20 protein-coding genes are annotated in these 20,456 nt (G+C 69.9%); 10 read left to right on the plus strand and 10 right to left on the minus strand.

Going from position 1 to position 20,456, the window contains the following annotated elements; all coding sequences use genetic code 11:
* Window positions 1–13: 13 nt before the first annotated feature.
* Window positions 14–2,698, minus strand: a complete 2,685-nt coding sequence (locus R8F63_17900; GenBank protein ID MDW3220486.1) for an adenylate/guanylate cyclase domain-containing protein — start codon at window positions 2,696–2,698, stop codon at window positions 14–16.
* A 203-nt stretch (window positions 2,699–2,901) separates the two neighbouring features.
* Here R8F63_17900 and R8F63_17905 point away from each other — a divergent pair, with 203 nt between their 5' ends.
* From R8F63_17905 to R8F63_17915, 3 genes are read left to right on the plus strand one after another with little or no spacing between them, the layout of a single operon-like run.
* Entirely contained in the window at window positions 2,902–3,273 is a 372-nt protein-coding gene (locus tag R8F63_17905; protein ID MDW3220487.1) for a sigma-70 family RNA polymerase sigma factor, read from the plus strand.
* Window positions 3,270–5,213 (plus strand): PASTA domain-containing protein, encoded by a 1,944-nt coding sequence (locus tag R8F63_17910; protein ID MDW3220488.1) that lies wholly within the window; start codon window positions 3,270–3,272, stop codon window positions 5,211–5,213. Before R8F63_17905 ends, R8F63_17910 begins: the two co-directional genes overlap by 4 nt.
* On the plus strand, window positions 5,210–5,482 hold the full coding sequence (locus tag R8F63_17915) for a hypothetical protein (protein ID MDW3220489.1): 273 nt from the start codon (window positions 5,210–5,212) through the stop codon (window positions 5,480–5,482). Before R8F63_17910 ends, R8F63_17915 begins: the two co-directional genes overlap by 4 nt.
* Window positions 5,483–5,487: 5 nt before the next feature.
* On the opposite strand, the gene R8F63_17920 is transcribed toward R8F63_17915, so the two are convergent.
* Complete coding sequence (locus R8F63_17920) at window positions 5,488–7,353, minus strand: ABC transporter ATP-binding protein (protein ID MDW3220490.1); 1,866 nt, start codon at window positions 7,351–7,353, stop codon at window positions 5,488–5,490.
* 77 nt (window positions 7,354–7,430) lie between these two features.
* Between R8F63_17920 and R8F63_17925 the strand changes: the two genes are divergently transcribed.
* Genes R8F63_17925 through R8F63_17940 form a run of 4 tightly spaced genes read left to right on the plus strand, consistent with a single transcriptional unit; the run spans window position 7,431 to window position 13,095 of the window.
* Window positions 7,431–10,544: a CocE/NonD family hydrolase gene (locus tag R8F63_17925; protein ID MDW3220491.1), complete on the plus strand. Its 3,114-nt coding sequence runs from the start codon at window positions 7,431–7,433 to the stop codon at window positions 10,542–10,544.
* 54 nt (window positions 10,545–10,598) lie between these two features.
* The gene (locus R8F63_17930) at window positions 10,599–11,966 is read left to right on the plus strand and encodes a nicotinate phosphoribosyltransferase (protein ID MDW3220492.1); all 1,368 of its coding nucleotides are present in this window, start codon (window positions 10,599–10,601) and stop codon (window positions 11,964–11,966) included.
* Entirely contained in the window at window positions 11,963–12,538 is a 576-nt protein-coding gene (locus R8F63_17935) for an isochorismatase family protein (GenBank protein MDW3220493.1), read from the plus strand. The genes R8F63_17930 and R8F63_17935 overlap by 4 nt, the downstream gene beginning before the upstream one ends.
* Window positions 12,535–13,095 (plus strand): hypothetical protein, encoded by a 561-nt coding sequence (locus tag R8F63_17940; GenBank protein ID MDW3220494.1) that lies wholly within the window; start codon window positions 12,535–12,537, stop codon window positions 13,093–13,095. Before R8F63_17935 ends, R8F63_17940 begins: the two co-directional genes overlap by 4 nt.
* Window positions 13,096–13,101: 6 nt before the next feature.
* On the opposite strand, the gene R8F63_17945 is transcribed toward R8F63_17940, so the two are convergent.
* Complete coding sequence (locus R8F63_17945) at window positions 13,102–13,749, minus strand: hypothetical protein (protein ID MDW3220495.1); 648 nt, start codon at window positions 13,747–13,749, stop codon at window positions 13,102–13,104.
* A 217-nt stretch (window positions 13,750–13,966) separates the two neighbouring features.
* On the opposite strand from R8F63_17945, the gene R8F63_17950 reads away from it, so the two are divergent.
* Window positions 13,967–14,407 (plus strand): MarR family transcriptional regulator, encoded by a 441-nt coding sequence (locus R8F63_17950; protein MDW3220496.1) that lies wholly within the window; start codon window positions 13,967–13,969, stop codon window positions 14,405–14,407.
* On the opposite strand, the gene R8F63_17955 is transcribed toward R8F63_17950, so the two are convergent.
* Entirely contained in the window at window positions 14,397–15,020 is a 624-nt protein-coding gene (locus R8F63_17955; protein MDW3220497.1) for a TetR family transcriptional regulator, read from the minus strand. The two genes, R8F63_17950 and R8F63_17955, sit on opposite strands and share 11 nt — an antisense overlap.
* Window positions 15,021–15,082: 62 nt before the next feature.
* Here R8F63_17955 and R8F63_17960 point away from each other — a divergent pair, with 62 nt between their 5' ends.
* Window positions 15,083–15,541 (plus strand): SRPBCC family protein, encoded by a 459-nt coding sequence (locus R8F63_17960; protein ID MDW3220498.1) that lies wholly within the window; start codon window positions 15,083–15,085, stop codon window positions 15,539–15,541.
* 15 nt (window positions 15,542–15,556) lie between these two features.
* Here the strand turns inward: R8F63_17960 and R8F63_17965 are convergent, their stop codons facing one another.
* The 4 genes from R8F63_17965 to hisE are packed head-to-tail and all read right to left on the minus strand — an operon-like array spanning window position 15,557 to window position 17,985.
* The gene (locus tag R8F63_17965; GenBank protein ID MDW3220499.1) at window positions 15,557–16,354 is read right to left on the minus strand and encodes an enoyl-CoA hydratase-related protein; all 798 of its coding nucleotides are present in this window, start codon (window positions 16,352–16,354) and stop codon (window positions 15,557–15,559) included.
* A 3-nt stretch (window positions 16,355–16,357) separates the two neighbouring features.
* Window positions 16,358–16,855 (minus strand): SRPBCC family protein, encoded by a 498-nt coding sequence (locus R8F63_17970; GenBank protein ID MDW3220500.1) that lies wholly within the window; start codon window positions 16,853–16,855, stop codon window positions 16,358–16,360.
* A gap of 9 nt (window positions 16,856–16,864) precedes the next feature.
* The gene (hisG, locus tag R8F63_17975) at window positions 16,865–17,710 is read right to left on the minus strand and encodes an ATP phosphoribosyltransferase (GenBank protein ID MDW3220501.1); all 846 of its coding nucleotides are present in this window, start codon (window positions 17,708–17,710) and stop codon (window positions 16,865–16,867) included.
* The gene (hisE, locus tag R8F63_17980; GenBank protein MDW3220502.1) at window positions 17,707–17,985 is read right to left on the minus strand and encodes a phosphoribosyl-ATP diphosphatase; all 279 of its coding nucleotides are present in this window, start codon (window positions 17,983–17,985) and stop codon (window positions 17,707–17,709) included. Before hisE ends, hisG begins: the two co-directional genes overlap by 4 nt.
* A 39-nt stretch (window positions 17,986–18,024) precedes the next feature.
* Here hisE and R8F63_17985 point away from each other — a divergent pair, with 39 nt between their 5' ends.
* Window positions 18,025–18,945, plus strand: coding sequence for an SMP-30/gluconolactonase/LRE family protein (locus R8F63_17985; protein ID MDW3220503.1), 921 nt, complete (start codon window positions 18,025–18,027; stop codon window positions 18,943–18,945).
* A gap of 10 nt (window positions 18,946–18,955) precedes the next feature.
* On the opposite strand, the gene R8F63_17990 is transcribed toward R8F63_17985, so the two are convergent.
* Window positions 18,956–19,591: a LysE family translocator gene (locus tag R8F63_17990; protein MDW3220504.1), complete on the minus strand. Its 636-nt coding sequence runs from the start codon at window positions 19,589–19,591 to the stop codon at window positions 18,956–18,958.
* A gap of 9 nt (window positions 19,592–19,600) precedes the next feature.
* Window positions 19,601–20,446, minus strand: coding sequence for an SDR family NAD(P)-dependent oxidoreductase (locus R8F63_17995; GenBank protein ID MDW3220505.1), 846 nt, complete (start codon window positions 20,444–20,446; stop codon window positions 19,601–19,603).
* Between the last annotated feature and the right edge of the window lie 10 nt (window positions 20,447–20,456).

Genomic DNA, 20,456 nt, shown 5'->3' on the forward strand with positions numbered 1-20,456 from the left:
GACGCGGGCCCGTTCAGACGAGGGTCTCGAGCCGGCGGGCGGCGAAGGCCACGGCGTCGGGGAGATCCATCAGCAGGGCGCGGAGCTCGAGCCGTTCGGCCTCCTCCGGGCCGGCGGCATCGAGGGCGGCGGCGATGCGATCGGCGAGTTCGTGGCGCTCGTCGTTCAGCAGCGGCATCACGAAATCGGCCGCGGCGGCGGCCCGGTCGAGCAGGAGCATCGCATCCGTGTCGCCGGCTTCACCGAGGACGAGGGCGCCGAGTCGGATCGCGTGCCAGGCGTGGGACTTGTGTCCGACCCGCATCCACAGGTCGAGCAGTTCGCACAGCTGGGTCGCGGCATCGGCGGTGTCACCCGCGCGTCGACGGGTCGAGGCGAGACTCGACTGCGACATCGCCATCACCCAGCGGTTGTCGACGGCCCGCGCGACGGTGATCGCCTCGGTCAGACAGGACGCCGCGTACTCGTGGTCGAGCTGCTCCGCCGCCGTGCCGAGCGCGAAGAGCGACCAGGCGATCGACGAGGCGTTGTCGGCCTTGCGGGCCAGCTTGAGCGCGCCGGCCGCACTGCTGCGGGCCTCGTCGGTGACCCCGGCCATGCTCTGCGCGAGCGACGAGAGCACCATCGTGTTCGCGACCCAGTAGGGCTCGCCGGTGGCCTTCGACGCCTCGACGAGTTCGTCGAACACGCGATCGATCGGATGGCGGGTCTCGGCGTAGACCGCGGAGTTCAGGATCGCGAGGCGGACCGGGAGGGTGTGGCCGACGCCCGAGCGGGTCTCCGCGGCGAGGGCCATTTCCGCGAATTCGGCGCCTTTCGCGCCGTCGTCACGCGCCCACGCACCGAGGGACACGATGCCGGCCACGGACGCGAGGAGGGGGTGGTCCGGTGGCGCCATCCGCGACGCGGCCTCGGCCCAGTCGAAGACCTCGTAGTTGAGACCCATGAACCCGAAGTCCCACAGGGCCTCGGCGATCGCGAGGGTCGCGTCGTGGTCGCCGTTGGCCTCCGCTCGGGAGAACGCGGCGCGCAGGTTGTCGAGGTCGGCATCGAGCCGGCGGGCCCAGAGCTTCTCCTCCTTGCCCCGCTTCGCCTTGCCGCCCGTGAGGGCGAGTCGTGTCATCAGCGCGGCATGGGCGTCGAGCAGCTGATCGGCCTGGTCCCCATCGAGCCGGGACCGCAGGTGGAGACGGATCGGCTCCAGGATCTGGAAGCGCGTGGTGTTGGCCGTGTGCTCGGTGCGGATCAACGACTGGTCGCAGAGCCGCACGAGGATCGGCTGCACCGTGGCCCGGCCGTCGGCGCCGGTCAGCTCGGCGATCGCGTCGGCGGTGAACCCGCCCACGAACACGGACGCGGCGAAGAGCATGCGCCGATGGTCCGCGGGGAGCGCGTCGATGCTCCACGACACCGTCTCGTCGAGTGAGACCACGGGAAGGTCACCGGCATCGACGGCGCGCATCGACCCCAGGACCTCGCTCGGCGTCTGGGTGACGGACGCGGCGGCGGCCAACTCGATCGCCATCGGCAGGCCGTCCAACTTCTCGCAGAGCTCCGTGATGGCCGGGTCGCGAAGGGTCTCCTCGCTCGCCCCGGCGGCGACCGCGAAGTGGTGGAAGAGCTGGTCGGCGTGGGAGTCCGGGCCCGTCCCGAGCGGTTCGAGGCGGAAGACCGTCTCGCCGGCGGTGCCGACCGGGGAGTTCCGGGTGGCCAGGATCGTGATGCGTCGGCACCGGGCGACGACCTCGTCGAGGAGCGGGGCGACCACGCCGGCGTCCTGTTCGCAGTTGTCGACGACGAGCAGCACCTCGAGATTGTTCGTCGCCTCCACGATGGCGGTCACGATGTCGACATCGGCGCGGGGTTCGACGTCGAGCGCGGCCGCGATGGCGACGCTGATGTCGTCGGCGCCGACGCCGGCGAGCCGGCACAGGCGAGCGCCGTTCGCGTAGCCGTCGCGCCGGAGATTCGCGACGTCGATGGCGAGGCGGGACTTCCCCACACCCGGCGAGCCGATCACCGTGACCATGGGGTGCTCACCGATGAGGCGACCGAGCTGCACGATCTCGTCGTCGCGGCCGATCGGCCGGGAGGGCGGCGCGGGCAGGGGGGCGGGACCCATCTCCTTCGAGCGCAGGCGGGGAAACTCGGCGGGGAGCCCGGGACCGCCGACCTGGTGGATGCGGATCGGCTCGGCGAAGTCCCGCAGGCGATGCATGCCGAGATCGGTCAGGGCGAGCGGCGCCGGCACCTGACCGGCGAGGAGCCCGGCGGCCACATCGGACACGAGGATCTGACCGCCATGGCCGGCCGCGTGCAACCGGGACGCGAGGTTGACGCCGCGACCGTGGTACTCGTCGCCCCGCTTGAACACGGGGCCCGAATGGATGCCCATGCGCACGGGTAGCTCCGCGATGGAACCCCAGGGCTCGGTGAGCAGCGCCCGTTGCGACTCGACGGCGGCGGCCAGCGCGTCGTGGGCCGAGGCGAACCCGCCGACGACGCCGTCGCCGGTCTTGCCGATGAGCACGCCCTTGTGATCGGCGATCGCCGTCTCGAGGATGGCGTCGTGGCGGCCGATGACGGCCACCATCTCGGCCGGATGCCGTTCCCACAGGCCCGTGCTGCCCTCGATGTCCGTGAACAGGAAGGTCAGATCGACGGGTTCTCCCTCGATGACCGGCCCGGCTGCGTTCACGGGCCGAACCCTACTTCCTGCGCGAAAAGTGGTCCCAATGTGACGGTGGGGCGGCCAGGCTGACGAGATCCGAGAATCCTGCATCACGTGTAGCGCGTTCCACCGGGTCGCCGGTCTGCAAGGTTGAGAGGCAGATGTCAGGCGATTTCGACGAGTTCGTGAGGGAGGTCGAGCCGGTGTTGCGACGCGCACTGAGTGGGTGCATGCCCCGTGATCAGGTCCATGACGGGCTCGCCGAGGCCTTCGCCTACGCGTGGGAGCACTGGGACGAGATGGACGACGTCGAGCGGCCGGTCGGGTACCTCTACCGCGTGGCGCAGTCGAAGACCCGCCGCCGCAAGCAGGGGTTCCTGCCGTGGAACGGCGACAACGCGATCCCGGACGTCGAGCCCGAGCTCGTTCCCGCGCTCGCCTCGCTTCCGGCGAGCCAGAGGACCGCCGTCTGGCTCGTCACCGCCTGTGGTTGGTCACAGGTCGACGCCGCGGACGCGATGGGCATCACCCCGTCCACGGTCAGCACGCATGTCGCTCGTGGCCTCGACAGCATTCGTGCCTCGCTGGGGGCCAACGCATGATCGACCCGACCGAACAGCTGCGCCGGCTCGCCGAGGCCCGAGCCGAGCAGGTCGACCCCTTCACCGTCGACGAGCTCGAGCGGCCCGATCCCGAACGGCAGGGCGCGGTCGTCCTCCCGTTCATCGCCCGGCGTTGGCCGGCCGCGGTGGCCGCCGGGCTGCTCGCGATCGTCGCCCTCGGCGCCGGTCTGTTCGCGACGTTCGGCGGCTCGTCCCCACCCGCCGATGACGTGTTCGCGGCGGGTCCCGATGTCGATCTCGACACGCCGTCCACCGTGCTCGACGAGGTGGTCCTGCCCGACGTCGTCGACCTCCCGGCGGACGAGGCGGCCGCCGAGCTGTCCGAACTCGGCCTCGACCCGACCTTCGACGTGCTCTTCGTGGCTCCCGGCGACGACCGGCTCGGTCGGGTCGTGGCCATGAGCCTTCCCGAAGGCATGACCGTGCCGGCCGGCGAGACCATCGAGCTCCAGGTCGCCCGGCTCGCGCCGACGTCGCTGTCCGCCGATGCCTGTCAACGGCCCGCCCACCTGCTCGGCACCTTCGATGACGACCGGCTGCTCGACGCCGTCCACCCCCGTTTCCTGGGCGACACCATCACCGAGGTGGAGGTGTGCACCGCGGCGGGATCGCGCCCGGTCGTCTACGACCTCGGGTTCCGCCGGCTGGCGGGCGTGCACGATCTCGACGGCAACGGCACGGACGAGATCGTCGGTCCGCTCGATGACGCCGAGACGATCTGGCAGGTGCTGGCGATGGACGGCGGCGAGGTCGTGCGGATCGACACCGTGCTCCCCTTCGGGCCCCAGGCCGGCGGCCCCGTCCACGACTGGTGGGGTTGCCAAGCGTTCGCCGACTCCGGTCTGGAGCGGCTCGCGATCGGCACCTGGGAGGACCAGGGCGACACGATCTCGTGGGAGCTCACGGAGTTCAACATCGTCGGAGCGGCGCTCGTCGCGGGGGCGACGGAGCGCAGCTCGGGTCCGGCGAGCGACGGCCTCCCCGGACGGGATCGCTGTGAACCCCGTCCCGCGGACGTGGCGCCGGCCTGCCCGATCGTCGAGCTGAACGTCGCAGTGGTCGGCGACCTCGACGGCGACGGACGTGACGACATCGTCTCGCCCCGTGACGATCTCGTCTGCTGGGGCGACGGCCTGGTGCGGGCGATCGGGCCGGCCGCGGCGACGGCGGAGATCTGGTTCCTCGACGACATCGAGGACGACGGGCGGCTCGAGCTGTTCCTCGGTTCGACCACCTACGAGTCCACCTCCGCCCGGCCGTACGCGGTCAACGAGAATCGTGGGTTCGTGCCTGCCGCCGATGCCGACTGCTGCACGCAGAACCTTCCCCGCCAGATCCTCCCGGAGGACACCGAGTTCGTCGGCCGATGGTTCTCCTGTGTCGCGGCCTCGGCGCTCGGCCCGGCCGAACTGATCGGCGGCACGTTCCGCCACCCGGGCGACGGCTCGGTGGAATGGACGATCGACGTCGGCTCGCGGGCCGATCCCGAGCTCGTCCACCGGTCACAGGTCGGCGACCCCCGCAGCATCGACGCCTGGCGTCCGGGCAACGGCTGCCGGGGTTCGTCGCCGGTGTGGCGTGCGCCGGCGGCGATCGAGTTCGCCGACGACGGCTCGGTGCGCCCCGACACCGTGGCGGCGTTCAACGCATGGACGGCCGGCGACGATCTGGACCGGCGCTTCGTCCGGCTGCGCGAGGCGCTGCGGGTGAGCGAGAGCATCCGGCAGGGCGAGACCTACCGCGAGGACCTCACCGCCGGCACCATCGAGATCACGGATCTGCGGGACGACTCGGTCGGCACGGTGCGCTACACGTTCGCGTTCGACGAGGCCGGCCGCGATCTGCTGTCGGTCGACCAGCAGTGGGCCTGTCAGCCCGGTCGGGGCCACGAGGACTACGGCACGGAGCCGTGCGTATGAGTTGGGCCCGCCGCCTCCGCTACGAGTTGTCGGCGATGGCGTTCGTCGTGCTGCTCGCCGCCGTGTCCGTCGTCGCCACGTTCGGCTCGGCCCGCGATGGCGACCTCGTGTTCTGCCGCCTCGTGGACGGATCGGTCGTCGTCGGTGTCACCACCGACTGTGCGGCCGCGGTCGCCGACGGGACGATCACCGGCATGTCGCAATTCCCCTCCAGGGTGTCGGTGATCGGCCCGTCGTCATTCGACGAGCCGGTCGAGGTCCGGGGCTGAGCGGGTCAGCCCCGCTCGGCCCGGACCAGCGTCTCGTAGAGCTCCTCGTAGAGTCCGCCGCCGTGGCGGAGTTCGTCGTGGGTGCCCTTCTCGACGATGCGCCCGTCGTCGAGCACGACGATCACGTCCGCATCGGTGATGGTCGAGAGCCGATGGGCGATCACGAGGGACGTCCGCCCCTGCAACGCATGGGCGAGCGCCTCCTGCACGTGTGATTCGTTCTCGGTGTCGAGATGGCTTGTCGCTTCGTCGAGCACGACCACGGCCGGGTCCTTGAGCAGCATGCGGGCGATGGCGAGCCGCTGCTTCTCGCCGCCCGACAGGCGGTACCCACGCTCGCCGACGATGGTGTCGTAGCCCTCCGGGAGCGCGTCGATCACCTCGTGGATCCGGGCGGCCGTGCACGCGGCGCGGATCTCGTCGTCCGTCGCGCCGGGGCGGGCGTAGCGGAGGTTGGCCAGCACCGTGTCGTGGAAGAGGTGCGGGTCCTGGCTGACCACGCCGATGGCGCGTCGCAACGAGTCCTGGGTGACCGAGCGGACGTCACGACCGTCGACGAGGATCGCGCCCTCGGTGACGTCGTAGAGGCGGGGGACGAGCGAGGTGAGGGTGGTCTTGCCCGCACCGGACGGTCCGACGATGGCGACCATCTGGCCGGGCTCGATGGTGAGGTCGATGTTGCGCAGCACGTCGTCGACCGAGGCGGTGGACTCGTTGCCGCCGAGCGACTCCGGCGTGCCCTCTGCCGGATCGGGGTAGCGGAACGTGACGCCGTCGAAGCGGACCGCGCCGCGGGGGTTCTCCAGCGGTTCGGCATCGGGCGCGTCGGTGACCGCGTTCGGTGCGTCGAGCACCTCGAACACGCGCTCGAAGGAGACGAACGCCGTCATGATGTCGACCCGCGCGTTCGAGAGGCTCGTGAGCGGCATGTAGATCCGCACGGTGTAGAGGCCGAGGGCGACGAGGGTGCCCGCCGTGATGTCCCGGTCGATCACCAGGTGGCCGCCCAGCCAGTAGACGATCGCGGTGCCGATCGCGCCGACGAGGGTGAGCGCGACCACGAACACGCGGCTGTACATGGCGCTGCGCACGCCGATGTCGCGGACCCGCCCGGCCCGCTCGGCGAAGTCGTCCGCCTCGGCGTCGTGGCGACCGAAGAGCTTCACGAGGAGGGCGCCGGCGACGTTGAACCGTTCGGTCATCGTGTTGTTCATCGAGGCATTGACGTTCATGCCTTCGCGGGTGATCTCCTGGAGGTTCGAGCCGACCCGGCGCGCCGGGAGGACGAACACCGGCAGGATCACGATGGCGATGAGGGTGAGCCGCCACTCGAGGATCAGCATCGCGATGAGCGTGCCGCCGAGTGTGATGACGTTGCCGACGACCGTGCCCAGCGTGCCGGTGAAGGCCCGTTGCGCCCCGATCACGTCGTTGTTGAGCCGGCTGATCAGCGTTCCCGTCTGGGTGCGGGTGAAGAACGCGAGCGGCATCCGTTGCACATGGTCGAAGAGACGCACCCGGAGATCGAAGATCAGCCCTTCACCGATGCGCGACGAGAGCCAGCGCTCGACGAGGGACAGCGCCGCCTCGCCGACCGCGGCGATCACCATGATGATGAACAAGGTGTTGAGGTAGGACCCGTTGTCGTCGACGATCGCGACGTCGAAGACCTTGCGGATCAGCAGGGGCGGGAGCAGGCCCAGGAACGTGGCCACGACGATCGTGCCGACGAAGAGCACGATGTGGCGGCGATAGGGCTGCGCGAAGCCGTAGACCCGGCGCCGGGTCTCCCGGTTGATCGAGGCGTCGGCGACACCCGAGCGGTCGGCGGACATCGAGTGCATGATCTGAAACGGGCTCGGTCCGGTCATCGGGCGAGCCTACGAGCCGGGTCGGACACCGCGTTTCGTCTCGACGGGCGACGGTGGTCACTGATAGTGGTATCGGGATGCGTGGACGGTGGTTTCTCGGGGTGTTCCTTGTCGCGGCGATGCTCGCGGCCCTACCGGTCGTGGAGAACGACGATGCGGCGGCCGGAGCCCCGGATCCCTGGCTTCAGGCACCGAACTTCGACGTACGGGGCGGTCTCGAGCAGATCTTCATCACCGACGCGACGGCGGGTGACCCGGTCGCGCTCGCGCGCTGGGTGATCGACGGTGGCACGATCGCCGGCATCGAGCTCGCCGGATCCTCGGTGATCGACGATCAGGGCAGCGCCATGTTCCGTGAGCTCACGCCCGGCATCTACCTCGTAGCCACGGGGGGCACGGTCGCCTGGAGTGTGGAGGTCGGCGCGACGGCCGGATCGACGCCCGATCAGGCGTTCTACGACGGTCAGTCGATCGACGAGGGCTTCACCTACATCGAGACCCGCGACGGCACGACGCTGTCGGCCTATGTCGTGCTTCCGGGGCCGGTGGAGGACGGTCCGTACCCGACCGTCATCGAGTACTCCGGCTACAACCCGTCCGACCCGTACTCCGGGATCGGTGGGCTCGACGCGTCCGCGTTGTGCGGCACCTTCCCGACCCTGTGCAAGGCCCCGGCCCAGCCGGGGTCCCAGCTCGCCGGGCTGTTCGGCTACGCCACGGTCGGTGTCAACGTGCGGGGCACCGGGTGTTCGGGCGGCGCCTACGACTTCTTCGAGACGATGCAGGTCCTCGACGGCTACGACGTGATCGAGGCGGTCGCCGCCCAGCCGTGGGTCAAGGACAACGAGGTCGGCATGGTGGGCCTGTCGTACCCGGGCATCTCGCAGTTGTTCGTCGCCCAGTCCAACCCGCCCAGCCTCGCCGCCATCACCCCGCTGAGCGTCTACGGCGACACCGGCACGGGCATCCTCTCGCCCGGCGGGATGCTCAACACCGGCTTCGCCACGTCGTGGGCCGACCAGGTGCTCCGCAACGCCGAGCCCTACGGCACCGGTTGGGTGCGGCGGGCCATCGACGAGGGCGACACGGAGTGCGACGACAACCAGCAGCTCCGCCTGCAGAACGTCGACGCCACCGCCAAAGCGCGGGCCAACCCCTACTACACCGACGAAGTCGCAGGGCCGCTGGACATCCGTCGCTTGGCCCCTGACATCGAGGCTGCGGTGCTGATGGCCTCCGCGTTCCAGGACGAGCAGACCGGGCCGAGCTTCGGCGACCTGCTGGGCAACTTCGACTCGGCCGAGTCGATCAAGCAGATCATCTACAACGGCCTGCACGCCGACGGGTTCAGCCCGCAGATCCTGGCCGAGTGGGCCGCGTTCCTCGACATCTACATCTCGAAGGAGGTGCCGGCCAACGATCCGGCGCTGAGCCTCGTGGTCCCGGTGTACACCGCGGGCGTTTTCGGGAGTGGCATCCCGTTGCCCGAGAACCGCTTCGCCGGCGTGGCGACTCATGCCGAGGCGAAGGCGATCTGGGAGGGCGAGCCGGAGATCCGGATCCTCATGGAGAACGGTGCCGGTGGTGACCCGTACCTCCCGATCGCCGCGTGGGAGCACGAGACGACGCAGTGGCCGCCGACCGGCACCGAGGCGTACCGACTCGACTTCCTCGCCGAGGGCGCGCTCGTCGACAAGGGTGCCGATGCCCCCGGCACGGGGGTCGCGATCCATCCGAACCCGGCCGTCAGCCAGACCCGTTGGTGGGTGGGTGGCGACATCTGGAAGAACCCGGTGGTCGAGTGGACACCGCAGGAGACCGGCGAGAACGCCCGGTTCCAGACCGCGCCGCTCGAGCAGGACCTCGTGATGGCGGGCACGGCCTCGGTCGATCTCTGGATCTGGTCCGACAGTGACAACGCGGAGCTCGAAGTACTGCTCACGGAGATCCGCCCCGACGGGCAGGAGGTCCGCGTGCAGACCGGGCTGCTCGAGTGGCAGTACCGCCGCGAGGATCCCAGCTCGACCGAACTCCATCCGATCCAGTACGGCCGCGAGGAGAACATCGTCCCGCTCACCCCGGGGGTGTGGTCCTACGGACGCATCCAGATCCCGGCGTTCGCCCACGCGTTCCGGGCCGGCTCGTCGATCCGGCTCACGGTCAACACGCCGGGTGGCGACACCGCCCGCTGGGAGTTCGAGCTCGACGGTCCGGGCGCGGAGGCGACCCATGTCATCGGCACGGGTGAGGGCCATCAGTCCTCCGTCGCGTTCCCGGTGGTCAAGGGTCTCGTGCCGCCGACCCCGCTGCCCGCGTGCGACTCGCTGCGGGGTCAGCCGTGCCGTACCGCGCCGCCGATCGAGAACGTGGTCGTCGACGGCGACTTCTGCCCGCTGTCGTTGTGCCCGCTCCCCGAGACGCTCCACAGCGAACGTCCCTCGGAGTTCGTCGTGCCGACCGACTACGACCCCACGCGGGAGTATCCGCTGGTGGTCGTGCTCCACGGTTTCGGGGCCTTCGGCGCGATCCAGTCCTTCTATCTCGGCATCACCCAGCAGGTGGATGAGCGCGACTTCATCCTCGTGCATCCCGACGGCACCGTGAACGCCAACGGCGACCGTTTCTGGGCCTCGGGGGCGTCCTGCTGCGGCGGTGGCGTGGACGATGTCGGCTACCTCACCGAGCTGATCGACGAGGCGAAGGCGACGTTCAACGTCGACGACGAGCGCGTCTATCTCGTGGGTCACTCGAACGGCGGGTTCATGAGCTACACGATGGCGTGTGAGCGCTCGGAGATCGTCACCGCCATCGCGTCGCTGGCCGGGTCGAGCTTCCTCGACGCCGCCGACTGTGCGCCCCGGACGGACCCGGTGAGCGTCTTGCAGATCCACGGCGACGCGGACACGACCATCGAGTACGACGGCAACGTCTTCTTCCCCAGTGCACCGGACATGTTCGCCCGCCACGGTGAGTTCCTCGGTTGCGACCTGGCTGTGACCGGCACCCGGGCGGATCTCGACCTCATGAATGCGGTGCCGGACGCGGAGACGACCGTCCAGTTCCACGAGGAGGGATGTGCGCCCGGCACATCGGTCGAACTCTGGACGATTGGGGGCGGCGGCCACATCCCGTTGTTCCGGCCCGAGTTCGCCGACCTGGCGCTCGACTGGCTCTTCGCGAAGACCGGTTGACGCCCGGCGACCGCCTCGTGACCGGCGGGCCCGTCCCGCTAGCGTGATCCCTGCATGGACCGGCCCACGAGCGCGCTGCTCACCGACCACTACGAGCTGACGATGGTCGCCTCGGCGCTGCGCAGCGGCGTCGCGGAGCGGCGGTCCGTGTTCGAGGTGTTCGCTCGACGTCTGCCGGCCGGCCGCGCCTACGGCGTCGTCGGTGGCATCGATCGTCTGCTCGACGCCGTCGGCCGGTTCCGGTTCGACGACGACACGATCGCCCATCTCGTGACGGCCGGGGTCGTGGACGAGGGGCCGATGACCGACTGGCTCCGGGCCTACCGATTCCGCGGTGACATCGTCGGCTACGCCGAGGGCGAACTCTTCTTCCCCTACAGCCCGGTGCTGACGGTTGCGGGCACGTTCGCCGAGTGTGTCGTACTCGAGACAGTGATGCTGTCGGTGCTCAACCACGACTGCGCGGTCGCCTCCGCCGCCGCCCGGATGGCCGACGCGGCCGGCGGACGGTTGCTGATCGAGGGTGGCTCGCGACGCACGGACCCGGAGTCCGCCGTCGCCGCGGCGCGGGCGTCGCACGTCGGCGGGTTCGACACCACGTCGAACCTCGAGGCCGGTCGCCGTCACGGGATCCCCACCGGCGGCACCACGGCGCACGCGTTCGTCCTCGCCCATCCCACCGAAGAGGCCGCCTTCGCCGCCCAGCGTGACGCGCTCGGCGTGGCCAGCACCTACCTGGTCGACACCTTCGACGTGATGGAGGGCATCCGCCGCGCCGTCGCCACCGTCGGCCCGGACATCGGCGGCGTGCGGATCGACTCCGGCGAGCTTCTCGCGGATTCGCGGGCCGCGCGCGCCCTGCTCGACGAGCTCGGCGCCACCGACTGTCGCATCGTTGTGTCGAGTGACCTCGACGAGTTCAAGGTCGCCGAGCTCGAATCCGCATCGGCGCCGATCGACGCCTACCTGGTCGGCACGAGTCTCGTGACCGGCTCCGGTCACCCGACCGCCCAGATGGTGTACAAGCTCGTCTCGATCGCGGACGACGACGATCCGGCGTCGCCGTTGCGCGCGGTCGGCAAGCTGTCACCGGGCAAGCGCACGCTGGGCGGACGCAAGGACGTGCACCGCACGATCGACTTCGACGGGCGCTACAGCAGCGAGGTGCTGTCGGTGCTCCCCGTCGAGTTGCCCGACGACTCGATGTCGCCCCAGGTGCCGCTCGTGCGCGACGGCGAAGTGGTCGCGGACCTGACCGACCCGCGCGAGGCGCGGGCCCGGTGCTTCGAGCGACGCGGTCACCTGCGCCCCGAGGACCGCACGCCCTGGCCCTCTACGACGCCGGCGATCCCGACGGTGTGGCAGGGGGTCGAGGAGCCGTTGTCCGCCGCTGTGACCCGAGAGGAAGGTACGCCCGCATGAGTCGAGCGCTGATCGTCGTGGACGTGCAGAACGATTTCTGCGAGGGCGGCTCCCTGGCCGTCGAGGGCGGGGGCGACGTCGCCCGGTCCATCACGGAGTTCGTCGGCACCGACCGCGGCCGCGGCCGCTACGACGCCGTGGTCGCCACGAAGGACTGGCACGTCGATCCGGGCGCCCACTTCGCCGCCGAGGACGTCGGCCCGAACTTCGTCGACACCTGGCCGGTCCACTGTGTCGCGGAGACGGACGGCGCGGCCTTCCATCCCGATCTGGCGATCGCGGTCGACGAAGTGTTCCTGAAGGGACGGCGCACGGCGAGCTACACGGGCTTCGACGGTGGCGCGTCCGGCGACGAGTCGGTGTCACTCGGTGACTGGCTGCGGGCCCGCGACATCGATGCGGTCGACGTGGTCGGGCTCGCCACCGACCACTGCGTGCGGGCGACGGCGCTCGATGCCGTCGAGGCCGGATTCGAGACGGCGGTGCTGCTCGACCACTGTGCCGGCGTGGCCCCGGAGACCACGGAGGCCGCGCTCGAGGAGATGACGGCGGCCGGAATCACTCTGCAGTGACCGACGCTCGCGACCCGGGCTGGCGACCGGCGATCGTCGGCGGGATCCTCGGCCTCGTCCCCCTGGTCGGCTCCGGGCTCGTTCGCCGCTCGAAGAACTCGCTGCTCCTGCTGCGCCAACTCTGGGTGACGTTCACCACCGCGCTCGTGCTCGTCGGTGTCGTCGTGTTCGTCCTGCGGTCAGCGCTCGACGGCGGCGGGATCGACGGCCGGATCGTCGCAGCCGTCGTGATCGTCGTGGGCGTGGCCACCCAGGTGGTGGCACCGCGGTTCCTGCCAACGGTTGCCGGAAACACCGATGCGGAGGTTCGACGAGCTGCGGCTCGCGGGGTCTTCCTGCGCATCGCGCTGGCCGAGTCGGTCGCCCTCATGGCGTTCGTCGGCGTGATCGTGTCCGGCAACGCCGGCATCTACGTCCTCGGATTCGTCATCGGGATCACCGGCATGATGGACGCCGCGCCCACGGCGGCCTGGCTCGACCGGGCCCAACAGCAGCTCCGGGAGTCGGGTTCGTCGGTCGACGTGCTGTCCGCCATGACCGGTGGCGGGCCGGACTGACGTCGATCAGCACCAGTGGAAGTCGTGGATGCCGATCCACTGGAAGCCACTGAGCGATGAATCGTCGCGGTGGCGGATGACCAACCGGGTGATCGGTTCGTCGAACGTGACGAGAACGTTGCCGGTCGCCGAGCCGCTCGGCGAGGTGCCACGTACGGTGCGACTGTTGAGCTGGGTCTGGGCCCCACCGAGTCCGAAGGACGCGGGGTCGATGCGCACGCCGCCGTTGCGTCCGAAGACGGTGACCGTGTCCTCGAAGTCGTTGGACGTGCCCTGGGTTCGGTCCACGTCGACGATGTAGAAGCTCGGGCAGACCGGGACGGAGAAGTCGAACCGGAACCGGACGAAGTCGCCGCCGGTTGCGCCGGACATGCCGTTGACGACCGGATTGTCGAGCCCGTTCATCAGCCCGGCGTAGATGACCCCGTCCCAGGCCGACGACTGCACGTTGAAGGGGTCGTACTGGGTGAACGTGATCGACACGGACCCGTCGTCGGACAGGAAGTTGGTCGGCAGGTTGCCGCTGAACCGGGAGAAGTCGACCTGACGGGGCGCGGTGCCACAGCTGCCGACCGCGGCGGCGGCGCGGTCGAGGGACAGGATCGACGGCGCAGCCCAGATTCCGGCGGACGCGGCGGCGCCCGTCTTCAGCATGGACCGTCGGCTCAGCGGCCGCGGGTCAGGAGCATGGTCCGATCCCATCATCGGGCCTTCGGCGCGTGGTCGCCCGATCTGAGCCGCCGGCGCGAAGTGGGTGCGCATGACCTATGGCCCTCGACGCTGGGTCGTTCGGCCCACTTTGCCTGTGTGATCCGTGAATAATCACTGAATACTCCGTGAGATCGCAAGCAATGCGGCTAGCATCTCCTGCATGCAACTCGACACGACCCCCGATCAAGCTCTCGTGCTCGCCATCGCGGACAGCTGGGATCGCCTCCTCGCCCGCCTCGAGGGGGGCCTGAGCCACATCGCCGGAATCAGCTTCGCGGAGTACCGACTGCTGCGGGCGATCGCCCTCACTCCTGGCGGTCGGGCCAGCCGCGTGGATCTCGCCGATGTCACCGCGCTGTCGCCGTCCGGCGTCACGCGGGCATTGCGACCACTCGAGAAGCTCGGCTTCGTGGAGACCCAGCGGGGCGAGCGCGACGCGCGGCTCGCGCTCGCGTCGTTGACGCCGGCGGGGGAGGAGTTGGTGCGCAACGCCTGCGGCGTGGTCGACGACATCGCTGCCGCGTTGGTGGAGCAGGCGCCCCACGGACCGGCCGAACGAGATCGACTGGTCACGCTGCTGCGCGAGCTGCTCAGCGGATGAACAGACCCACCATCGCGTCGGCGTGCGCCTCGACGGTCGCCGGGTCGCTCGCCTGCACCCCGATCAGCGCTTCCGCCTCCGGCGCGTTGGCGTGGAGCAACGAGGCCGCGCCGACGATCAGGTGATAGGCGAGCTCCGGGGGGACCGGGCCTGCGTGACCGGACTCGACGAGCGCGTCCCAGCCGGCGCGGAACGCGTCGTAGCGGGGCCGCACGTGGGTGTCGACCAACCAGGTGAGCCGCTCGCCGGGGCTGGACGCCTCCTTGATCATGATGCGGTGCATCTCCGGGCGGGCGGCCGCGAAGTGCACCAAGCCCCGGATCAGGGTCTCCATCGCGGACCGGATGTCGGTGGCGTCGTCCGGACGGGTGATGAACGCGTCGACCTCCTCCAGGAGCATGTCCATGGCGGCTCGCCACAGGGCGTCCTTGGACTCGAAGTGATAGTTGATCTGGGGCTGGTGCGCGCCGGCGCGTTTGGCGATCGCCCGGGTGCTCGCCCCTTCGAACCCGTGATCCGCGAACTCGATGATCGCGGCTTCGAGGAGGCGCCGGCGGACCTGCTCCGAGGATTTGTAGGAGCCCCGCTTCCGGGCGGATCCGTCGACGGCCATGTCGGAATCGTATCAGCCGATAGAACTTCGGATCCGGCGATCGGGCGTCTAGGGTGCGCGCCATGACTCCCGACATCGAAGTGTCCCGCGACATCGCCGCGTCTCCGGCCGACGTGTTCGCCGCCCTGACCGACATCACCCGTATGGGCGAATGGTCCATCGAGACGATCGCCGCCGAGTGGAACGAAGGATTCGACGCGCCCGCCGTCGGCGCGACGTTCACCGGTCACAACAAGGCGGGCGACGCCGAGTGGAGCACCAACGCGACGATCGTCGAGTTGGTCGAGAACGAGCGATTCTTCTTCGACTGTGACCTCAACGGCTTCCACTTCTCGAGTTGGGGCTATGTGATCGAGCCGACCGACGCCGGGTGCCGCGTCACCGAGCAGAGCCAGAACCTCATCCCCGAAGAGCTGCGAGCGGGGAGCGCGGGGATCTCGGGCATCGAGGACCGTGATGCCCGCAACCGCGAGACCATGACGGCAACGTTGGAGCGGCTCGCCGCCGCCCTGGAGGGTTGACCGGGGCGTCGCCGGTCAGTCCGGTCCGGGGTTCCCCACCGGTGGGGCGAAGTCGGGACGACGCTTCTCGACGAAGCTGGCGATGCCCTCCTGGCCGTCCGGGCTGACGGCGCCGGCGGCCATCACGCCAGACGCGAAGTCGTACGCCTCCCCCTGGTCCATGTCGACCTGGGCGTAGTACGCCTCCTTGCCCGCCGCCTTGGATGCCGCGCTGCCCCGGGTGGCGCGGGCCACGAGGTCGGCGGTCGCCGCGTCGAGCTCGTCGTCGGGCACGACCCGGTTGACGAGCCCCCAGTCGCACGCCGTCCGGGCATCGATGGGGTCGCCCGTCAACGCCATCTCGAGCCCCTTCTTGCGGCCCACGGCGCGCGCGATCGCGACCATCGGCGTGTGGCAGAACAGGCCCCCCTTGCCGCCGGGAGCCTGGAAGCTCGCAGACTCGGCCGCCACCGCCAGATCACAGCTCGCCACGAGTTGGCAGCCGGCCGCGGTGGCGAGCGCGTGGACCTTCGCCACGACGACCTGGGGGAGGCGCTGGACGAGCGTCATCATGTTCGTGCAGACGTCGAACAGCTCCCGGGCCTCGTCTTCCGACGAGCCGAGCATGTCGCCGAAGTTGTGACCGGCGGAGAAGACGGGGCCCTCCGCGGCGATCACGACCGCGAGCGCGTCGGACGCACCGGCTGCCTCGAGTGCGGCGGTGATCTCCCGCATCGTCGGGAGCGCCAGAACGTTGCGCTTCGCCGCGTTGGCGAGCGTGATGGTGATGACCGATCCGTCGCGATCGACGGTGATGAACTCGAGATCCGACATGTGTCAGCTGCCTTCCACGAGGGCCTTGATGCCCTCGATGGTGGCGGTCATGTTCGCCTCCCATTCGCCGAGGCGGTTGGCGACGATGTCCTCTTCACGGTCCGGCATCGCCTCGATCGCCGGGGTCAGCCCGGACGGGCCGAGGCCCATCTGTGCCCAGAACGTCAATCTCGTGGAATCACCGTTCGGCTCGGTGCGCAGCCGCCACCGGGTCCACGGCGCGTCGGGCCCGCCCGGGTCCCACCCGAACTCGCGCTCCGGTTCGCACACGGCGACATGGTTCTCGACCTTCCATTCGCCGATGGCGGGGTGGCGGTTCGTGCCCTCGAACATGGCGCCCGGTTCGGGACCGGTGAACGGATCCATCCAGACCGCGCCGACCAACTCCGACGAGAACGCCGCCGGCGTGTTCGGGTCGCTGATGATCGGCCAGAGCTCGGCCGGCGAGGCGTGCACCTCGATCGAGACTTCGACGGTCGGCAGGTCGGCGTATTTGGCCATCCCGACGTGTTACTCCAGGATCGCGTCCGTGGGAAGGGCCACGATGCCGGTGGCCCCGAGCTCTCGCAGGTCGGCGAGGTTCGCCCAGAGCCGTTCGCGCTTCACGACGAGGTGAACGGCGACGAGGTCGTCGCGCCCGGCGAGCGGCAGCAACGTCGGCGCGGCGAGGCCCGGGAAGACCCGTTCGAGCTCGCCGACCCGATCCGGCGGGATGTGCATCATCAGATACTGGCGCGTTGTGGCGGTGCGGGCCGCGTCCATGCGCAACAGCAGACCCTCGACCTCGGCGGGCGTCGTGCCCGGCGGATGCACGAACACGGCCTGACAGGCCGGTCCCTCCGCGATCACGTGCAGCGAGTTGCGCCGCAGACTGTTGCCCGTCTCGCGGAGGTCGACGATGGCGTCGGCGAGGCCACGGGCACAGATTCCCTCGAGCGAACCACCCATCGCGACCACGTCGATCTCGATGCCCTGGTCGTCGAACCAGCGCCGGGTCCAGTTCGGCAGGTGGGTGGCGACGGTCTTGCCGGCGAGATCGGCCGCACTGGCGTACGGCGCATCGGTGCGACAGGCGAGGACGAGGTCCGAGCGGGAGAAGCCGAGGTCGATCGCGGGCCAGTCCTCGATCTCGTTCTCCAACGCGGTGTCGGTGGAGATGAACGCGGCGTCGAGCCTGCCGGCCCGCAGCCAGGCGGCGGCGTCGCGGGGCCGCATTTCGATGAACTCGATGTCCTCCACCAGCAGGGCGGCGTTCTCGGTGCCGAGCTGGCGCAGGTTGTATCCCGCGTGGCGCAGAAGATCGAAGACGCGGTCGCGGAGGCGACCCTTCGACGGCACGGCGACGCGGGCGGTCACGACCGGCGGCTTTCCAGCACGGCCAGCACGTCGGCCAGCGCCACGTCGGCCCCGACCAGACCCACGAGCAGGTGGTAGACGAGGTCCGCAGCTTCCTGGGCCGTGAGGGTGGGGTCGAGGTCGCGGCGACCGAGTTCGAGACACACCTCGAACGCCTCCTCCATGATCTTGCGCTGGATCAGCTCGGGATCGGCGAGGAGTGAGGCGGTGTAGGACTCGGTGGGATCGGCGGTGCGCCGGTCGCGCAACACGGCTTCGAGTTCTTCGAGAATCACCCCTCCACGCTAGGGGCGCGGGTCTCCTAGGGTGCGCCTATGACCGAGATACGCACGATCGCCGACGGCCTCCAGTTCCCCGAGGGGCCCATCGCCATGGCCGACGGAAGTGTCGTGCTCGTCGAGATCCAGCGGGGCACGCTCAGCCGGGTGACACCGGACGGTGAGGTGACGGTGATCGCGGATCTCGGGGGCGGCCCGAACGGTGCCGCGATCGGCCCGGACGGCGCGTGCTACATCACGAACAACGGTGGTTGCTTCACGTTCGACGACTCGATGGGGATCAACATCCCGGGACACGTGCCCGACACCTGGACGGGCGGTTCGATCCAGCGGGTCGACCTGACGACGGGTTCCTTCGAGACGCTCTACGCCGAGAGCTCCGGTCGTCCGCTGCGGGCGCCCAACGATCTCGTGTTCGACGAGCACGGCGGGTTCTGGTTCACGGACCATGGCGTGCGGTTGGAGCGCACGAGTGACCGGACCGGCCTCCACTACGCCAAGGCGGACGGCTCGTCGTGCGTCGAGGTGGTCCACCCGTTGGACGCGCCCAACGGGATCGGACTGTCACCCGACGGCACCGTGCTCTACGCCGCGGAGACCCACACCGGGCGCCTGTACGCGTGGGCGATCAAGGGACCGGGCGAGGTCAACGCCACCAATCCGATCAACGCCGGAGGCGGCGAGCTGCTCCACGGCGCGGCCGGGGCCGTGCTGTTCGACTCGCTCGCCGTGGACGGCGACGGGTGGGTGTGTGTCGGCACGCTCGGCGAGGGCGGGATCACCGCGATCTCGCCCGACGGCAGCGTGGTCGAGCACACACCGCTGCCCGACCTGCTGGTCACCAACATCTGTTTCGCCGGCACGGACGGGCCCGCCTACTGCACCTTGTCGGGCACCGGACAGCTGGTCGCCATCGACTGGCCCCGGCCCGGACTCGAGCTCGCCTACTCGGCCTGAGCCGGATCGGCTAGGACGACCGGCCCGCGAGCGCCGTCGTGACGCCGAGTCCGAGGTAGATCACCCCGGCGGTCCGCTCGCTGCGGCGAGCCGCGGTCGACGAGCGCCGCAGTCGCCGGCCGATCCCCCCTGCCGCGAGTGCGTAGAGCCCGTCGGTCACGAGCCCGATGAGAACGAAGAGTGCGCCGAGCACGACGACCTGGGCCGTGGGGTTGCCCGCGTCGACGTCGACGAACTGCGGGACGAACGCCAGGAAGAACACTGCGGTCTTCGGGTTCAGGATGTTGAGCACGACGCCGTCGCGGAAGATCGTGCGATGCGACCGCGTCGGGGCATCGGGGGACGATCCGAGTGACGAGCCTCCACCCCGCAGCGCAGTGAGGCCCAGATAGACGAGATAGGCGGCGCCGGCCACCTTCACGGCGGTGAACGCGGTCGCCGATGCGACGATCACCGCGCTGAGTCCGAGGACCGCGGCCGCGATGTGGACGAGCGTCCCGACATGGATGCCCGCGACCGAGACGAGCCCGGCCCGCACTCCCTGGCTCGCCGACCGGGCGACGATGTACAGCACGGCCGGCCCGGGCACGAGCAGCAGAGCGAGTGCCGCGCCGGAGAAGAGGAGAAGGGCGGATCCGTCGGGCATTCGCCGAATCTAGGAGTCCAGCGGGCCGACCGGGGCCGGGTTTCGGTTCTCCATGATGCTGTCGTGCTTCTCCTGGAGCATCTTCACCATCTCGAGGTCGGTGAAGATCCAGAAACGGTCGTCGACGACGGCGTCGTGGACGAGGTCCGCCACCTCGCTCGGCGGCCGACCGCCCTTCACCAGCTCCTGCACGAACAGCGTGGCCATCTCCTCCTCCGGCGTCGGCTCGTAGAGCGCCGGCGGCGCGGCCGACTCGGGGCGGTTGCGATCCGAGTTGGCGATCTCCGTGCGGACGAAGCCGGGGCACAGACAGGAGATGCCGACGCCGGTCTCCTCCCGCTGCATCTGGTGGTAGAGCCCCTGCGAGATGCCGACGACGGCCCACTTGCTGGCCGTGTACGGCGAGTGCCCGGGGAGATGGCCGGCCATCGACGCGGTGTTCACCACATGACCGATGCCCTGCTCGATCATGCGGGGCAGAAAGGCCCGATGGCCGTGGATGACCCCCCAGAGGTTGACGTCCAGCACCCAGCGCCAGTTCGCCTCGTTGATGAAGTCGGGTGACGGTCCGCCGGCGACGCCCGCGTTGTTGCAGACGAGGTGCACGGTGTCGAACTCGGTGAAGGCGCGCGCCGCGAGCTCGTCGACGCTCGCGCCGTCGGCGACGTCGGTGATCTGGCCGATCACGCGAGTGCCGTGGGCGGCGACTTCCGCGACCGCCTCGTCGAGCCTCGGCTCCTCGATGTCGGACATGACGACGTTCATGCCGGCCTGGGCGAAGCGATTGGCGAAGGCACGTCCCATGCCGCTCGCCGCGCCGGTGATGACGGCAGTCCTGCCGGAGAGTTGCTGCATGGCGCGACCC

This window comes from Acidimicrobiales bacterium (assembly GCA_033344915.1).
In the GTDB taxonomy this organism is placed as follows: Bacteria; Actinomycetota; Acidimicrobiia; order Acidimicrobiales; family Aldehydirespiratoraceae; genus JAJRXC01.

Excerpts from the sequence above, each read along its gene's own strand:
- R8F63_17955 (MDW3220497.1), bottom strand. The coding sequence starts at position 15,020 with ATGGCCGTCGACGGATCCGCCCGGAAGCGGGGCTCCTACAAATCCTCG.
- R8F63_17935 (MDW3220493.1), top strand. The coding sequence starts at position 11,963 with ATGAGTCGAGCGCTGATCGTCGTGGACGTGCAGAACGATTTCTGCGAG.
- R8F63_17925 (MDW3220491.1), top strand. The coding sequence starts at position 7,431 with ATGCGTGGACGGTGGTTTCTCGGGGTGTTCCTTGTCGCGGCGATGCTC.
- R8F63_17920 (MDW3220490.1), bottom strand. The coding sequence starts at position 7,353 with ATGACCGGACCGAGCCCGTTTCAGATCATGCACTCGATGTCCGCCGAC.
- R8F63_17910 (MDW3220488.1), top strand. The coding sequence starts at position 3,270 with ATGATCGACCCGACCGAACAGCTGCGCCGGCTCGCCGAGGCCCGAGCC.
- R8F63_17995 (MDW3220505.1), bottom strand. The coding sequence starts at position 20,446 with ATGCAGCAACTCTCCGGCAGGACTGCCGTCATCACCGGCGCGGCGAGC.
- R8F63_17965 (MDW3220499.1), bottom strand. The coding sequence starts at position 16,354 with ATGTCGGATCTCGAGTTCATCACCGTCGATCGCGACGGATCGGTCATC.
- R8F63_17915 (MDW3220489.1), top strand. The coding sequence starts at position 5,210 with ATGAGTTGGGCCCGCCGCCTCCGCTACGAGTTGTCGGCGATGGCGTTC.
- R8F63_17930 (MDW3220492.1), top strand. The coding sequence starts at position 10,599 with ATGGACCGGCCCACGAGCGCGCTGCTCACCGACCACTACGAGCTGACG.
- R8F63_17950 (MDW3220496.1), top strand. The coding sequence starts at position 13,967 with ATGCAACTCGACACGACCCCCGATCAAGCTCTCGTGCTCGCCATCGCG.
- R8F63_17970 (MDW3220500.1), bottom strand. The coding sequence starts at position 16,855 with ATGGCCAAATACGCCGACCTGCCGACCGTCGAAGTCTCGATCGAGGTG.
- R8F63_17985 (MDW3220503.1), top strand. The coding sequence starts at position 18,025 with ATGACCGAGATACGCACGATCGCCGACGGCCTCCAGTTCCCCGAGGGG.
- R8F63_17945 (MDW3220495.1), bottom strand. The coding sequence starts at position 13,749 with ATGCTGAAGACGGGCGCCGCCGCGTCCGCCGGAATCTGGGCTGCGCCG.
- R8F63_17990 (MDW3220504.1), bottom strand. The coding sequence starts at position 19,591 with ATGCCCGACGGATCCGCCCTTCTCCTCTTCTCCGGCGCGGCACTCGCT.
- R8F63_17960 (MDW3220498.1), top strand. The coding sequence starts at position 15,083 with ATGACTCCCGACATCGAAGTGTCCCGCGACATCGCCGCGTCTCCGGCC.
- R8F63_17905 (MDW3220487.1), top strand. The coding sequence starts at position 2,902 with ATGCCCCGTGATCAGGTCCATGACGGGCTCGCCGAGGCCTTCGCCTAC.